The organism is Staphylococcus sp. HMSC057A08, from assembly GCF_001812925.1.
Classification (GTDB): Bacteria; Bacillota; Bacilli; order Staphylococcales; family Staphylococcaceae; genus Staphylococcus; species Staphylococcus hominis.
Genome location: NZ_KV810854.1, coordinates 395,246 through 411,275, shown reverse-complemented (window position 1 = coordinate 411,275; position 16,030 = coordinate 395,246). Strand labels below are relative to the sequence as shown.

Genomic DNA, 16,030 nt, shown 5'->3' with positions numbered 1-16,030 from the left:
ATATATATTTAAAAATATTAAAATTATTTTGTGTGAGAGTGAATAATGAGTTCGAAATGAATTCAATGTCACTCTCTTTCTTTTATAAGTAGGTGTAGTGAAATTTCATATCTTGACACTACTGAGTACCTAAACGTACAATTAATATGTATATTATTTATACAATTTATAAAAAATCATAGAGATTTTAATATACAAGCAAATACCTAGAAAAAGGAGGTGTTTATGTGAATTTATTAGACCTCCTACTCATTTTGCTGGGGATTATTCTAGGGGTTGTTGTAGGGTATTTTTTAGCCCGAAATATATTACATCAAAAGCAAATTCAAGCTAGACAAACTGCTAATGATATTATCAAACAAGGACAAAAAGAAGCAGATAATATCAAAAAAGAGAAATTATTAGAGGCAAAAGAAGAAAATCAAATTATTAGAGAACAAGTTGAAACAGAGCTACGTGAAAGACGTAGTGAGCTTCAAAGACAAGAAGCCCGAAATCTTCAAAAAGAGGAAAATTTAGATCGTAAATCAGAATTATTGGATAAAAAAGATGAGATTTTAGATCAAAAAGAATCCAAAATTGAAGAAAGACAACAACAAGTAGATGCAAAAGAGAGTAGTGTTCAGACGTTAATAATGAAGCATGAACAAGAATTAGAACGCATCTCCGGTCTCACTCAAGAGGAAGCAGTTAATGAACAACTTCATAGAGTGGAAGAAGAACTGTCACAAGATATTGCAGTACTTGTTAAGGAAAAGGAAAGAGAAGCAAAAGAAAAAGTTAACAAAACAGCAAAAGAATTGTTAGCTACTACTGTACAAAGATTAGCTGCTGATCATACAACGGAATCTACTGTTTCAGTAGTTAATTTACCAAATGATGAGATGAAAGGTCGAATTATTGGTAGAGAAGGTAGAAATATTCGTACTTTAGAAACGTTAACAGGTATCGACTTGATTATTGATGATACTCCTGAAGCAGTGATTTTATCAGGATTTGATCCTATTAGACGTGAAATCGCTAGGACTGCATTAGTGAATTTAGTCTCTGATGGAAGAATTCATCCAGGTCGTATCGAAGAAATGGTAGACAAAGCTAGAAAAGAAGTAGATGACATCATTAGGGATGCAGGTGAACAAGCAACATTTGAAATCAATGTTCACAATATGCATCCAGATTTAGTGAAAATTTTAGGTCGTTTAAACTATAGAACAAGTTACGGCCAAAATGTCTTAAAACATTCTATGGAAGTCGCACATCTTTCTGGAATGTTAGCTGCTGAATTAGGCGAGGATGTTAGTTTAGCAAAAAGAGCTGGATTACTACATGATGTAGGTAAAGCAATTGATCATGAAGTTGAAGGTAGCCATGTTGAAATTGGTGTTGAATTAGCTAAAAAATACGGTGAAGTTGAAACTGTAATTAATGCGATTCATTCACATCATGGAGATGTTGAACCAACATCTATTATTTCAATTCTAGTAGCAGCTGCAGATGCATTATCGGCCGCACGTCCAGGAGCACGTAAAGAAACACTTGAAAATTATATTCGTAGATTAGAACGCTTAGAAACTCTTTCAGAAAGTTATGAAGGTGTTGAAAAAGCGTTCGCAATTCAAGCTGGTAGAGAGATTAGAGTTATTGTTTCTCCTGAAGAAATAGATGATTTAAAATCTTACCGATTAGCTAGAGATATAAAAAATCAAATTGAAGAAGAATTACAATATCCAGGACATATTAAAGTGACAGTTGTTAGAGAGACTAGAGCAGTAGAGTATGCGAAGTAATTTTTAAAATTAAATAGGGACTCACTGATTACTAAAAAACCTGAGACATATTTAAAATGTCTCAGGTTTTTTCATTATTTAAGTTGTAAATCTGTTTTTTTGATTTCAGAAAGAATTTCAGCTGTATCATAACAATTTGTAGCAATATTAGAATATCTTTCTGCTAAACGGTATGCGTTAATATATAATTCTAAGCTTTCTTTAGCCATATCTTCTGCATCTTCTGATTTTGATGGGTTTGCTTTTACAACTAGTTCTGCAAATTTTTCTGGATCGATATTAATTGACATCTAATTATACAACTCCTAAATTTTTATAATATTATAATAACATATGCTGTATGCATGCTAAAGTTAAGACTGTGTAATTTTAAAAAATATGAAACTCTACCTTTAATTATATAGTTATTTCAATTACACTATATTGTGAGAGGATGAACATTAATGCGAATTTTATTTATTGGAGATATCGTAGGAAAAGTAGGTAGAAATGCCATTGCTGAATATTTGCCTAAATTAAAGCAAGCTTATAAGCCTACGTTGAGCATTGTTAATGCAGAAAATGCTGCTCATGGAAAAGGTTTAACTGAAAAATTATATAAACAATTGCTTAGAGATGGCGTGGATTTTATGACAATGGGGAATCATACTTATGGTCAAAGAGAGATTTATGACTTTATTGATGATGCTAAAAGAATGATAAGACCTGCTAATTTTCCGAGTGAAGCGCCAGGTGTTGGCATGCGTTTTATTCAGGTTAATGATATTAAAGTTGCCATCATTAACTTGCAAGGACGTTCATTTATGCAAGATATTGATGATCCTTTTAAAAAAGCAGATCAATTGATTGAAGAAGCTAAAAAAGAAACTAATTATATTTTTGTAGATTTTCATGCAGAAACTACTTCAGAAAAAAATGCAATGGGTTGGTATTTAGATGGAAGAGTCAGTGCTATTGTAGGCACACATACTCATATTCAAACATCTGATGAGCGTATTTTGCCCAATGGTACAGGCTATATTACAGATGTAGGTATGACTGGTTATTATGATGGAATACTAGGGATTAATCGCGAGGAAGTTATTAAGCGTTTTATTACAAGTTTGCCACAACGACATGTAGTGCCTGATAATGGTAGAAGTGTACTTTCAGGTGTTATTATAGATTTAGATAAAAATGGAAGAACCAAACTCATAGAACGCATTTTAATCAATGAGGATCATCCTTTTGATAAATAGCGTATAGTCCATTAGTATGAATTTAAATAAAAGCCACTGTTGACATAGTAAGACGGTGGTTATTTTTGTTATGATTTAGTATGAATTAATTCCACAGGAGGCTAATGATATGAAACCACAAATATCATGGAAAGTGGGCGGACAACAAGGTGAAGGTATTGAGTCAACAGGAGAACTATTTGCTACTGCAATGAATCGAAAAGGTTATTATTTATATGGATATCGACATTTCTCAAGCCGAATTAAAGGCGGTCATACAAATAATAAAATAAGAGTCTCAACTTCTCCAATTCATGCAATTAGTGATGATTTAGATATTTTAGTTGCATTTGATCAAGAGACAATTGAATTAAATCATCATGAAATGAGAGAAGATAGTATTATTATTGCAGATGCTAAAGCTAAACCTTCTAAACCAGATGATTGTCGTGCGCAACTTATTGAATTACCGTTAACATTAACAGCTAAAGAATTAGGTACTGCACTGATGAAAAATATGGTAGCGATTGGTGCAACTTGTGCAGTAATGAAATTAGATACAACACCTTTCGAAACGTTAATTACAAATATGTTTACTAAAAAAGGTCAAAAAGTTGTTGAAATGAATATAGAAGCGCTTCATCAGGGTTATGAGTTGATGAAGGATAAATTAGATACAGTAAATGGTGATTTTTTACTAGAAGATAGTGAGGGCACACCACATTTATACATGATTGGTAACGATGCAATTGGATTAGGCGCGATTTCAGCTGGTTCAAGATTTATGGCAGCTTATCCAATTACGCCTGCTTCAGAAATTATGGAGTATATGATTGCAAATGTTCCAAAAGTAGGAGGTACTGTAGTACAAACTGAAGATGAAATTGCTGCAGCGAATATGGCAATTGGTGCGAACTATGCAGGAGTTAGAGCATTTACTGCGAGTGCAGGGCCAGGTTTATCTTTAATGATGGAAGCCATTGGTTTATCAGGTATGACTGAAACACCACTAGTTATTGTTAACACGCAACGTGGAGGCCCTTCAACTGGATTACCTACAAAACAAGAACAATCAGATTTAATGCAAATGATATATGGAACACATGGAGATATTCCTAAGATAGTAGTAGCACCAACTGATGCTGAAGATGCTTTTTATTTAACTATGGAAGCTTTTAATTTAGCTGAAGAATATCAATGTCCGGTTATCGTATTAAGCGATTTGCAATTGTCATTAGGTAAACAAACAGTAAAACAACTCGATTACAATAGAATTCAAATTAAACGTGGAGAGCTTATTCAATCAGATATTGAACGTGATGAAGATGATAAATCATACTTTAAACGTTATGCACTTACAACATCTGGAATTTCACAACGTCCAATTCCTGGTGTTAAAGGTGGTATTCACCATGTTACTGGTGTTGAACATAATCAAGAAGGCAAGCCAAGTGAAGCTGCTGATAACAGACGTGAACAAATGGAAAAACGTATGAGTAAAACTGCGAACTTACTTATTGAAACACCTGTTGATTATGATGAGAAACATGAGAAAGCAGATATTTTATATATCGGATTTATTTCAAGTAAAGGTGCAATTGAAGAAGGAAGTAAACGATTAAATAATAATGGTATTAAAGTTAATACGATGCAAATTCGTCAACTTCACCCATTACCAAAAGATATTATTCAACAAGCTATTGATAAAGCTTCAAGCGTCATAGTAGCTGAGCATAACTATCAAGGCCAATTATCAAATATCTTAAAAATGAATACTGCCATTCAAGACAAATTAGTTAATCAAGCTAAATATGATGGTACACCTTTTTTACCACATGAAATAGAAGAAAAAGGACTTTCAGTAGCTAAAGATATGAAGGAGATGATGTAATTGGCTACATTTAAAGATTTTAGAAACAGTGTGAAGCCAAACTGGTGCCCAGGATGTGGAGACTTTTCAGTACAAGCTGCAATTCAAAAAGCAGCAGCAAATTTAGGTTTAGAACCTGAAGAAGTGGCATTAATTACGGGAATAGGTTGTTCAGGTCGTTTATCAGGCTATATTAACTCTTATGGGGTACATGGTATTCATGGGCGTGCATTACCTCTTGCCCAAGGAGTGAAAATGGCTAATAAAGATTTAACAGTCATTGCTTCAGGTGGCGACGGTGATGGTTATGCTATTGGCATGGGTCATACAATTCATGCATTACGCCGCAATATGAATATTACTTATATTGTTATGGATAACCAAATTTATGGCCTAACTAAAGGTCAAACGTCTCCATCTTCTGCTGTTGGATTTGTAACTAAATCAACACCTAAAGGAAATATAGAAAAAAATGTTGCGCCATTAGAACTAGCACTATCATCAGGTGCTACATTTGTAGCACAAGGTTTTTCAAGTGATATTAAAGCATTGACAAAATTAATTGAAGATGCAATTAATCATGATGGTTTTTCATTTGTAAATGTGTTTTCTCCATGTGTGACATATAATAAAGTGAATACGTATGATTGGTTTAAAGAACATTTAACTAGTATTGAAGATATTGAAAATTATGATCCAACAGATAAACAATTAGCGATGAAAACTGTATTAGAACACGAATCACTAGTTAAAGGTATTGTATATCAAGACACAACAACACCTTCATATGAATCACAAATTGAAGAATTAGATGAAAGTGCATTAACTAAAAGAGATATCCATCTTTCTGAGCAAGAGTTTAATGACTTAACTGCTCAATTTGTATAATTTTTTTAAAGACATTCTTGAAAGCATCATATGACTTCAAGAATGTCTTTTAATTTAAGTTTAAATTTATAAAAATCTTGTTAAACTTCATTTATTTATTTTTATTAGGGAAGAAAATAATATAGTAAATAAAAGGAGTGGAAATGTTGGATAAATTTAAATCAATGCAAGAATTGGAAAAAGAAACGATTGAAAATGAAGACTGGAAAATAATAACTAAAAACCGAAATAGCAGCGTTTCAATACTAGCAATTCATGGTGGAGGCATTGAACCCGCTACAACTGAATTAGCAAGTATAATTGCTGATGAAGGCGGATATAATTACTTTACTTTCGAAGGTTTACGTAGTAAAGGAAATAAAGAGTTGCACGTAACTTCTACACGTTATGATAATAAAGATGCAATGAATTTGGTAACTGAAAGTAACCAAGCTATTGCTATTCATGGTTGTGAAGGGAACGAGAGCATTGCTTATGTTGGTGGGAAAGACGAACGTCTAAAATCACTCATCAAAGAACAATTAAATAATATTGGTATAAAAGCAAGTGAAGCACCAAGCCATATTTCAGGTCAACAGGATAATAATATTGTTAATTGTACGACTAGAGGTATGGGCGTACAAATTGAGTTAACTACCTCATTACGTAAAACTTTTTTCAAAAATAATAAAACAAATCGAAATAGTAGAGAAAATCAGTCAAATTGGGATAAATTAATGTGCGACTTTGCAAAAGCTATAAAATCTGCAATAGAAAATATAGAATAACTCAGATTTATAAAGATAATCATGATAAAATAAAATCATAAATAAATCATAGAGGTGAAATTTATGCAAGATACGTTAATGAGTGTACAAATAGTTCCTAAAACACCTAATAATGATGATGTTATTCCTTATGTAGATGAAGCGATTAAAATTATTGATCAGTCGGGACTACATTACAGAGTAGGTCCTCTTGAAACGACTGTCCAAGGTGATATGAGTGAATGCTTAATTTTAATTCAAAAATTGAATGAAAGAATGGTTGAATTAGAATGTCCTAGTATTATTAGCCAAGTGAAGTTTTATCATGTGCCAGAAGGTATATCTATTGAAACTCTAACTGGTAAATATGACGAAGCATAACATATTTTAAAGTTAAATAACGTTTAGTTAAAGTGGAGTAAGATTCAATATGACATCTATTCCACTTTTTATTCAATATTTAATAATAAAATATATTAATTTTTAACCTCTTTTTGCACTTTAATGCTAATTTTAATATAATGTACTAATAATATTAGGGCATATAGAAAGGATTTTTGTAAAGTGAACGAAGAGCAAAGAAAAGCTGGTACGATAGATATTTTAGACGAACGTAATAAAAAAGCAGAAAAAGACTATAGTAAATATTTCGAACATGTTTATCAACCACCTAATCTTAAAGAAGCAAAAAAACGTGGTAAACAAGATGTTCAATATAATCGAGATTTTCATATTGAAGATAAATATAAAGGTATGGGAAAAGGACGAACATTTTTAATTAAAACATATGGGTGTCAAATGAATGCACATGATACTGAAGTAATGGCAGGAATTTTGCAAGCTTTAGACTATCAAGCAACTGATGATATTAATGAAGCGGACGTTATATTAATTAATACATGTGCTATTCGTGAAAATGCTGAAAATAAAGTATTTAGTGAAATAGGTAATTTAAAACATTTAAAGAAAAATAGACCTGAAACGTTAATTGGTGTATGCGGTTGTATGTCACAAGAAGAATCCGTTGTAAATAAAATTTTAAAATCATATCAAAATGTGGATATGATTTTTGGAACGCATAACATACATAAATTACCTGAAATTTTAGAAGAAGCATATTTATCAAAAGCCATGGTCGTTGAGGTTTGGTCTAAAGAAGGCGACGTTATTGAAAACCTACCTAAAGTGCGTGAAGGAAGTACAAAAGCATGGGTTAATATTATGTATGGATGTGATAAATTCTGTACATACTGTATTGTACCTTTTACACGAGGAAAAGAACGCAGTCGTAGACCACAAGATATCATTGAAGAAGTTCGAGAACTCGCTCGTGAAGGTTATAAAGAAATTACACTTCTAGGACAAAATGTTAATTCATATGGAAAAGATATTAAAGATTTAGATTATGGCTTAGGTGATTTATTAGAGGATATTTCTAAAATTGACATTCCACGTGTACGTTTTACAACGAGTCATCCTTGGGATTTTACAGATAGAATGATTGAAGTGATTGCAAAAGGTGGAAATATCGTTCCTCACATTCATTTACCTGTGCAATCTGGAAATAATGCTGTATTAAAAATAATGGGACGTAAATATTCACGTGAAAGTTACTTGGATTTAGTTGATAGAATTAAAGAAGCTATTCCTAATGTCGCTCTTACTACTGACATAATAGTAGGATATCCTAACGAAACAGAAGAACAATTTGAAGAAACACTTTCATTATACGATGAAGTTCAATTTGAACATGCTTATACGTATTTGTATTCACAAAGAGACGGTACGCCTGCTGCTAAAATGAAAGATAATGTTCCAACTGAAGTGAAAAAAGATCGCTTGCAACGTTTAAATAAAAAAGTTGGTCAATATTCAGAAAAAGCAATGCAAAATTATGAAGGACAAGTTGTTACTGTTTTATGTGAAGGAACAAGTAAAAAAGATGAAACAGTTCTAGCAGGTTATACTGAAAAAAATAAATTAGTTAACTTTAAAGGACCTCGTGAAGCTATTGGTCAACTTGTTGATGTTAAAGTTAAAGAAGCAAAACAATACTCACTAAATGGTGAATTTTTACATTTTCATAATCAAGTTATGGTGACTAATTAATATGTATGAAAAAGAAGATATTCTAAAGCAAGCAAATAGTGTATCGAACAAAATAAAGGCACTAGAATTGATTAAACAATATCAAAATGTAGAGCAACAAATTCATGAGAATACATCAATTGAACAAAAAATGAAACAATTAAAATTGCAACAAAAACAGTCAGTAAATTTTCAAAATTATGGCAAGCATCAGGCTTATCAAAAATCTGAAGAAGAAATTTCTCAACTTGAAAAAGAAATCAATGCATTACCTATTGTTGAAGAATTTCGGTCAGCGCAATTTGAAGCAAATGAGTTGTTGCAATTGATAGTTTCTACTATGGAACAAAGTTTAAATAATCATAATGAAAAAGCACATCACGACTCATAAACAGAAGGGAATATTCAAAGATGAAAACTAAAAAACTTACCATTACAGCTTTACTCATTGCTTTTAATGTCGTATTTAGTAGTTTTATTATTATACCTTTAGGTCCAGTAAAAGCAGCCCCAGTACAACATTTTGTAAATGTACTATGTGCGGTTTTTGTAGGGCCATGGTATGGTTTAGCACAGGCTTTGATTTCTTCTTTAATAAGAATAACATTTGGAACTGGCAGTGCTTTTGCCTTTCCTGGTAGTATGATTGGTGTGTTTCTAGCTAGCCTCTTCTATATGTATAGAAAGCACATATTTATGGCTGCAGTTGGAGAAGTGATTGGAACTGGAATCATTGGTAGTTTAATGTGCATTCCACTATCTTGGATATTAGGTTTGCAACATTTCTTTATCAAACCATTAATGCTTGTATTTGTAGTTTCAAGTTTTCTTGGTGCAGCGATTAGTTATATCTTACTTATAGTGTTAAAAAAACGAGGATTATTAGATAAATTCAAATAAATATTTTATTTAAGATTATCATTTCATACACTTAATAAGTTTAGTGCTTATTAAGCGTAGTAAAGAGATGATAATCTTTTATTTTTAAGTTGTAGAATAATATTCTAATTTGGATAACGAGCGCTTCAGTATGACATATGTTAAAATATACAAGTTAAAATGTGAGAAGAAAAAAGTATATATCAGTAAGGTTGTGAAAAAATATGGCTAATGTGACACCTATGATGCAACAATATTTAAAAATAAAATCTCAATATCAAGATTGCTTATTGTTTTTTAGATTAGGCGATTTTTATGAAATGTTCTTTGAAGATGCTAAAGAAGCATCTAGAGTATTAGAAATTACCTTAACTAAAAGAGATGCTAAAAAAGAAAATCCAATTCCAATGTGTGGCGTTCCGTATCACTCAGCAAATAGCTATATTGAAACACTCATTAACAATGGATATAAAGTTGCTATTTGTGAACAGATGGAAGATCCAAAACAAACTAAAGGCATGGTTAAAAGAGAAGTAGTTAAAGTAGTCACGCCTGGAACAATGATGGAACAAGGCGGAATGGATGAAAATCAAAATAATTATATTCTTAGTTTCATTCAGAATGAAAATGGATACGCATTAAGTTATTGTGATGTTTCTACTGGTGAATTAAAAGCTACCAATTTTGAAGATGAAAGCACGTTAATTAATGAAATCATTACGATTAACCCAAATGAAATTGTAGTACGAGAAGACATAAATGAAGATTTAAAAAAACAAATTTCACTTACTACTGAAACGATTACAGTTAGAGAAGAAATTTCTGATATAGAATATAGTGTTAATACATTAGAAAATAATTTAATGTTTTTGACAACACAATTATTGTTAGATTATATTCATCATACTCAAAAAAGAGATTTATCTCATATTGAAGATGTGATAACTTATGCAGCGATTGACTTTATGAAAATGGATTATTATGCAAAACGCAATTTAGAGCTTACTGAAAGCATACGTTTAAAAAGTAAAAAAGGAACATTATTATGGTTAATGGATGAAACAAAAACACCTATGGGTGCAAGACGCTTGAAACAGTGGATTGATCGCCCACTTATTCATAAAGATAATATTGAACAACGATTAGATATCGTAGAATCATTTATTGATCATTTTATAGAAAGAGATACTTTAAGAGGTTACCTTAATCAAGTATACGATATTGAAAGATTAGTAGGACGAGTAAGTTATGGAAATGTAAATGCTCGAGATTTGATTCAACTCAAACATTCTATTTCTGAAATTCCAAATATTAAATCACTTCTTGAACAAATGGATAATGTGACAACAACGCAGTTTAGCACATTAGAACCATTAGAAGATTTACTGAAAGTTTTGGAAGATAGTTTAGTAGAAGAACCACCTATTTCAGTCAAAGATGGGGGACTGTTCAAACAAGGATTCAGTAAACAACTAGATGAGTATTTAGAAGCATCTAAAAATGGAAAAGATTGGCTAGCACAACTTCAAGCGAAAGAACGTGAAAGAACAGGTATCAAATCTTTAAAAATTAGCTACAATAAAGTTTTTGGTTACTTTATTGAAATCACACGTGCTAATCTTCAAGGATTCGAACCAAGCGAGCATGGCTATCATCGTAAACAAACTTTATCTAATGCAGAAAGATTTATTACAGACGAATTAAAAGAAAAAGAAGATATTATTTTAGGTGCAGAAGATAAAGCAATTGAATTAGAATATCAACTGTTTATTCGATTGAGAGAGCATGTTAAATCATATACTGAAAGATTACAAAGACAAGCAAAAGTGATATCAGAGCTTGATTGTTTACAAAGTTTTGCAGAAATTGCACAAAAATATAACTATGTTAGACCAGAATTTAGTGATGATAAGACATTGAACTTAGAAAATTCTAGACATCCCGTTGTAGAACGCGTGATGGATTATAATGATTATGTACCAAATGATTGTTATCTTGATCAAAATAACTTTATTTACTTGATTACTGGCCCAAATATGTCTGGTAAATCAACTTATATGCGTCAAGTAGCAATCATTAGTATCATGGCACAAATGGGAGCTTATGTACCATGTGATAATGCAATATTACCTATTTTTGATCAAATTTTTACAAGAATTGGTGCAGCAGATGATTTAGTATCCGGTAAAAGTACCTTTATGGTTGAAATGCTAGAAGCACAAAAAGCATTAACATACGCAACAGCAGATAGTTTAATCATCTTTGATGAAATCGGGCGAGGAACGTCAACATATGATGGCTTATCTTTAGCGCAAGCTATGATTGAATATGTAGCTGAAACATCACATGCTAAGACACTTTTTTCAACTCATTATCATGAATTAACAACATTAGATCAACAGCTATCTAGTTTGAAAAATGTACATGTAGCAGCAGATGAGTATCAAGGTGAACTTATTTTCCTTCATAAAGTTAAAGAAGGTGCCGTTGATGATAGTTATGGTATTCAAGTTGCTAAACTAGCAAATCTTCCTGAGAAAGTAATTGAAAGAGCTCAAGTTATTTTAAATGCGTTTGAACAAAATGGATTATCAGATGAGAATGTCAATCGTAAACAGTATAATGACAACTCTAAAGATATTGAAAATAAGGATCATTTAATTAATAAGGAAGAACACTCAACTATTAAACAAACAGATGTGTTTGAACAAACAAGTTTTGACTTATTTAATTCGAATGAAACACAAAGTGAAATAGAGGCACAAATTAAAAATTTAAATATTTCAAATATGACACCTATTGAAGCATTACTTAAGTTAAGCGAATTACAAAATCAGTTAAGATAGAGGTGTTAATTCATGGGTAAAATTAAAGAATTACAAACATCTTTAGCAAATAAAATTGCTGCAGGTGAAGTGGTTGAACGTCCTAGTTCAGTAGTAAAAGAACTACTTGAAAATGCAATTGATGCTAAGGCGACTGAAATTAATATAGAAGTAGAACAATCAGGTATTTCCTCAATTCGTGTAGTCGACAATGGAACTGGAATTGAGCAAGATGATTTGCAACTTGTTTTTCATCGTCATGCTACCAGTAAAATAAATGATGATGACGATTTGTTTCATATCAGAACATTAGGGTTTCGAGGTGAAGCACTGGCTAGTATTTCATCTGTAGCTAAAGTGACACTTAAAACGTGTACAGATAATGAAAATGGTCACGAAATTTATGCTGAAAATGGTGAAATATTATCTCAAAAACCAGCAAAAGCCAAAAAAGGAACAGATATTAAAGTAGAATCATTATTTTATAATACGCCAGCTCGGTTAAAATATATTAAAAGTTTATATACAGAATTAGGAAAAATTACAGATATTGTTAATCGAATGGCAATGAGTCATCCAAATATTCGTTTTTCACTTATATCTGATGGAAAAACGATGTTAAAAACGAATGGCTCTGGAAGAACAAATGAAGTGATGGCTGAAATATATGGTATTAAAGTTGCAAAAGATTTAGTTCACATTTCTGGCGATACGAGTGACTATCATTTAGAAGGATTTGTTGCTAAACCGGAACATTCTCGTAGTAATAAACATTATATTTCAATTTTTATTAATGGTCGATATATCAAAAATTTCGCTTTAAATAAAGCTATTACTGAAGGATATCATACACTTCTAACCATAGGTCGTTATCCTATTTGCTATATCAATATAGAAATGGATCCAATTTTAGTAGATGTCAATGTGCATCCAACGAAACTTGAAGTTAGACTTTCAAAAGAAGAACAACTTTATAATTTAATTATTGAAAAAATTAGACATGCATTTAAAGATAGAATATTAATTCCTAAAAATGATTTAGATCGAACACCTAAAAAAAATAAAGTATTGCATACGTTTGAACAGCAAAAAATCGATTTTGAACAAAAACAACAAAATATTTCAAATCAAACAAAACAATTAGAAAATAAAAATGACCCCAACGTTTCGACTAACAATAACTTTTCAACAATAAGTCATCAATATGATGAAGAACATACCTCTGATGATTCTTACACTAGAGAAGATAACGAACATTCTAGTGTCTATAATAATAAACGTAGTATGGATAAAGATTACTTCGACATTCAAAAAGATATTTTAAATAGTTTAAATCGTGCTGAGTCTTCAATCGATAACACTCGACATGATGAGACCAATATTTATAATTATGATGAAAATGAAGACTTTCAAGAGAATGTTACAAATCAAGAAGAACAAGATATTAAAGGTAAAGTAAGTTCAACACCGTCTCGACGTGTGCCATATATGGAGGTAGTTGGTCAAGTACACGGTACCTATATTATTGCTCAAAATGAAAATGGAATGTTTATGATAGATCAACATGCTGCTCAAGAACGTATTAAATACGAATATTTCAGAGAAAAGATAGGCGAAGTATCAAATGAAGTACAAGATTTGTTAATTCCTTTAACATTTCATTTCTCAAAAGACGAACAATTAATTATTGATCAATATCGAGAAGAACTTGATAAAGTAGGAGTTCATTTAGAACATTTTGGTGGATATGATTATATTGTAAATAGTTATCCAGTATGGTTTCCTAAAGTAGAAGCAGAGGAAATTATTAAAGATATGATTGAACTAGTATTAAATCATAAAAAAATTGACGTTAAAAAAATGCGCGAAGACGCAGCTATTATGATGAGTTGTAAGAAGTCAATTAAAGCAAATCATTACTTGAAAAAGAATGAAATGGCAGATTTAATTGATCAATTAAGAGAAGCGGAAGATCCATTTACTTGTCCTCATGGTAGACCAATTATTATTAACTTTTCAAATTATGAATTAGAGAAATTATTTAAACGAGTAATGTAGAAGGGATGCATAGAAATGAAAGAATACGTACTACCAGCAATTCGAAATATGAAAGATTTAGAGAAATTAACTCAAACGGATTATAAAGTGTGTGTCCTTTTAGATATGCATGTAGGTCATTTAAGAAGCATTATAGAGTTACTTAAAAAACATGACATTGAAGCATATATTCATATTGATTTAATTAAAGGAATGGCACATGATGAATATGCATGTGAATATATCATTCAAACTTATAAACCAAAAGGGATTGTTTCAACAAAAACAAAAGTCATTCAAAAAGCAAAATCATTAAATGTACTTACTATTTTTAGAGTTTTTATTATTGATAGTCAAGCACTCAATCGTAGTATACAACTCATAAAGAAAGTGGACCCAGATTATGTTGAAGTACTACCAGGTATTGCTCATAAAATTGTTGAAAATGTAAGAGAAGCAACGGGTGCTAAAATTATAGCAGGTGGGTTAATCGAAGAAAAAAAAGAAGTGAATGATGCGATTAATAGTGGTGCAAGCTATGTAACCACAAGTAATAGAAAATTGTGGTAGAAATTATCTTTTTAACCTGAGACAAAAATTGAGGTCTCAGGTTTTTTATGTATTACTAAAAAAATAATTATAGTACGTTGTTTTAATCTACAAAATAAATTGTGACAACTTTTTTACAAAATCTATTGACAACGCTTACAATTATTTTGTATGATTTATACAAGTTAATATTTGAATGAGAGATGAAGAGATTTCTGCAAGCCTAATTATATAGTTTGTAGAAGTCTCTTTGCCTTGTAGGAGGTTAAAACATGAATGCTTATTTAGCAGAGTTTTTAGGCACGGCCATTCTTATTTTGTTCGGTGGAGGCGTATGTGCAAATGTAAATTTAAAACGTAGCGCTGGACAAGAATCTGATTGGATCGTTATTGCCGCTGGATGGGGTTTAGCTGTAACTATGGGAGTTTATGCAGTAGGACAGTTTTCTGGAGCTCATTTAAACCCAGCTGTGACAATTGCTTTAGCAGTTGAGGGAAGTTTTAGTTGGGTAAAAGTACCAGGATATATTGTTTGTCAAATGCTAGGAGGAATTGTAGGAGCTACACTTGTTTGGTTAATGTATTTACCACATTGGAAAGCAACTACAGAGCAAGGTGCAAAATTAGGCGTATTCTCTACTGCACCTGCTATTAAAAATTATTTTGCTAACTTTTTAAGTGAAATTATTGGCACAGCTATTTTAAGTTTAGGGATTTTATTTATTGGGGTAAATAAAATTGCAGATGGATTAAATCCATTAATTGTGGGTAGTTTAATTATTGCAATAGGTTTAAGTTTAGGTGGACCTACAGGTTATGCCATTAATCCAGCTCGTGACTTAGGACCAAGAATTGCACATGCAATTTTACCAATTGCTGGTAAAGGCGGATCAAATTGGTGGTATGCTATTGTACCAGTACTAGGGCCAATTGCTGGCGGTATGATAGGTGCTGTGATTTATCAGGTTTTTTATAAAAATGAATTTACTTTTATGAGTGGTGTTAGCATTGTAGTTTTGATTGTTACATTACTGATTGGTTTAGCGCTTAATAAATCAAATAAACATAAAGATATTGAATCGATTTATTAAAAGAAAAATTTTAGTTTTAAATCATATAATATATTGACTATGTGATTCAAAGG

At 31.4% G+C, this 16,030-nt stretch carries 14 protein-coding genes; 13 read left to right on the top strand and 1 reads right to left on the bottom strand.

All coding sequences use genetic code 11. The features are described 5' to 3' along the window. Nucleotides 1-227: 227 nt before the first annotated feature. Nucleotides 228-1,787, top strand: a complete 1,560-nt coding sequence (gene rny / locus HMPREF2881_RS06595; protein WP_002448856.1) for a ribonuclease Y — start codon at nucleotides 228-230, stop codon at nucleotides 1,785-1,787. A gap of 74 nt (nucleotides 1,788-1,861) precedes the next feature. Here the strand turns inward: rny and HMPREF2881_RS06590 are convergent, their stop codons facing one another. Beyond that, a complete protein-coding gene (locus HMPREF2881_RS06590) occupies nucleotides 1,862-2,077 on the bottom strand; it encodes a hypothetical protein (RefSeq protein WP_002448781.1) in 216 nt (71 codons plus the stop codon). Nucleotides 2,078-2,230: 153 nt separating this feature from the next. Between HMPREF2881_RS06590 and HMPREF2881_RS06585 the strand changes: the two genes are divergently transcribed. The 12 genes from HMPREF2881_RS06585 to HMPREF2881_RS06530 all read left to right on the top strand — a co-directional run bounded on the left by HMPREF2881_RS06585 (nucleotide 2,231) and on the right by HMPREF2881_RS06530 (nucleotide 15,977). After that, the gene (locus HMPREF2881_RS06585; RefSeq protein ID WP_002448851.1) at nucleotides 2,231-3,025 is read left to right on the top strand and encodes a TIGR00282 family metallophosphoesterase; all 795 of its coding nucleotides are present in this window, start codon (nucleotides 2,231-2,233) and stop codon (nucleotides 3,023-3,025) included. A 109-nt stretch (nucleotides 3,026-3,134) separates the two neighbouring features. Continuing rightward, the gene (locus tag HMPREF2881_RS06580; protein ID WP_002455401.1) at nucleotides 3,135-4,895 is read left to right on the top strand and encodes a 2-oxoacid:acceptor oxidoreductase subunit alpha; all 1,761 of its coding nucleotides are present in this window, start codon (nucleotides 3,135-3,137) and stop codon (nucleotides 4,893-4,895) included. Beyond that, entirely contained in the window at nucleotides 4,896-5,762 is an 867-nt protein-coding gene (locus tag HMPREF2881_RS06575) for a 2-oxoacid:ferredoxin oxidoreductase subunit beta (RefSeq protein WP_002448821.1), read from the top strand. A 146-nt stretch (nucleotides 5,763-5,908) separates the two neighbouring features. Beyond that, a complete protein-coding gene (locus HMPREF2881_RS06570) occupies nucleotides 5,909-6,529 on the top strand; it encodes a poly-gamma-glutamate hydrolase family protein (protein WP_002455400.1) in 621 nt (206 codons plus the stop codon). 63 nt (nucleotides 6,530-6,592) lie between these two features. Next, nucleotides 6,593-6,889, top strand: coding sequence for a thiamine-binding protein (locus HMPREF2881_RS06565; protein WP_002448768.1), 297 nt, complete (start codon nucleotides 6,593-6,595; stop codon nucleotides 6,887-6,889). A 183-nt stretch (nucleotides 6,890-7,072) separates the two neighbouring features. Continuing rightward, nucleotides 7,073-8,617: a tRNA (N6-isopentenyl adenosine(37)-C2)-methylthiotransferase MiaB gene (gene miaB / locus HMPREF2881_RS06560; RefSeq protein ID WP_002488684.1), complete on the top strand. Its 1,545-nt coding sequence runs from the start codon at nucleotides 7,073-7,075 to the stop codon at nucleotides 8,615-8,617. 1 nt (nucleotide 8,618) lies between these two features. Continuing rightward, a complete protein-coding gene (locus HMPREF2881_RS06555; protein ID WP_002488673.1) occupies nucleotides 8,619-8,987 on the top strand; it encodes a YlbF/YmcA family competence regulator in 369 nt (122 codons plus the stop codon). A gap of 20 nt (nucleotides 8,988-9,007) precedes the next feature. Continuing rightward, nucleotides 9,008-9,496: an energy coupling factor transporter S component ThiW gene (gene thiW, locus HMPREF2881_RS06550; RefSeq protein ID WP_002448801.1), complete on the top strand. Its 489-nt coding sequence runs from the start codon at nucleotides 9,008-9,010 to the stop codon at nucleotides 9,494-9,496. Nucleotides 9,497-9,699: 203 nt separating this feature from the next. After that, nucleotides 9,700-12,321 carry a DNA mismatch repair protein MutS gene (gene mutS, locus HMPREF2881_RS06545; RefSeq protein WP_002488687.1) on the top strand — a complete coding sequence of 874 codons (2,622 nt, stop codon included), beginning with the start codon at nucleotides 9,700-9,702 and terminating at the stop codon, nucleotides 12,319-12,321. Nucleotides 12,322-12,333: 12 nt separating this feature from the next. Further along, a complete protein-coding gene (gene mutL, locus HMPREF2881_RS06540) occupies nucleotides 12,334-14,358 on the top strand; it encodes a DNA mismatch repair endonuclease MutL (protein WP_070653678.1) in 2,025 nt (674 codons plus the stop codon). Between the two features lie 15 nt (nucleotides 14,359-14,373). Further along, complete coding sequence (locus HMPREF2881_RS06535; RefSeq protein ID WP_002488655.1) at nucleotides 14,374-14,907, top strand: glycerol-3-phosphate responsive antiterminator; 534 nt, start codon at nucleotides 14,374-14,376, stop codon at nucleotides 14,905-14,907. Between the two features lie 251 nt (nucleotides 14,908-15,158). Further along, nucleotides 15,159-15,977 carry an MIP/aquaporin family protein gene (locus tag HMPREF2881_RS06530; RefSeq protein WP_002488678.1) on the top strand — a complete coding sequence of 273 codons (819 nt, stop codon included), beginning with the start codon at nucleotides 15,159-15,161 and terminating at the stop codon, nucleotides 15,975-15,977. Nucleotides 15,978-16,030: the final 53 nt, after the last annotated feature.

Excerpts from the sequence above, each read along its gene's own strand:
- HMPREF2881_RS06590 (WP_002448781.1), bottom strand. The coding sequence starts at position 2,077 with ATGTCAATTAATATCGATCCAGAAAAATTTGCAGAACTAGTTGTAAAA.
- HMPREF2881_RS06585 (WP_002448851.1), top strand. The coding sequence starts at position 2,231 with ATGCGAATTTTATTTATTGGAGATATCGTAGGAAAAGTAGGTAGAAAT.
- HMPREF2881_RS06580 (WP_002455401.1), top strand. The coding sequence starts at position 3,135 with ATGAAACCACAAATATCATGGAAAGTGGGCGGACAACAAGGTGAAGGT.
- HMPREF2881_RS06565 (WP_002448768.1), top strand. The coding sequence starts at position 6,593 with ATGCAAGATACGTTAATGAGTGTACAAATAGTTCCTAAAACACCTAAT.
- HMPREF2881_RS06555 (WP_002488673.1), top strand. The coding sequence starts at position 8,619 with ATGTATGAAAAAGAAGATATTCTAAAGCAAGCAAATAGTGTATCGAAC.
- thiW (WP_002448801.1), top strand. The coding sequence starts at position 9,008 with ATGAAAACTAAAAAACTTACCATTACAGCTTTACTCATTGCTTTTAAT.
- mutS (WP_002488687.1), top strand. The coding sequence starts at position 9,700 with ATGGCTAATGTGACACCTATGATGCAACAATATTTAAAAATAAAATCT.
- mutL (WP_070653678.1), top strand. The coding sequence starts at position 12,334 with ATGGGTAAAATTAAAGAATTACAAACATCTTTAGCAAATAAAATTGCT.
- HMPREF2881_RS06535 (WP_002488655.1), top strand. The coding sequence starts at position 14,374 with ATGAAAGAATACGTACTACCAGCAATTCGAAATATGAAAGATTTAGAG.
- HMPREF2881_RS06530 (WP_002488678.1), top strand. The coding sequence starts at position 15,159 with ATGAATGCTTATTTAGCAGAGTTTTTAGGCACGGCCATTCTTATTTTG.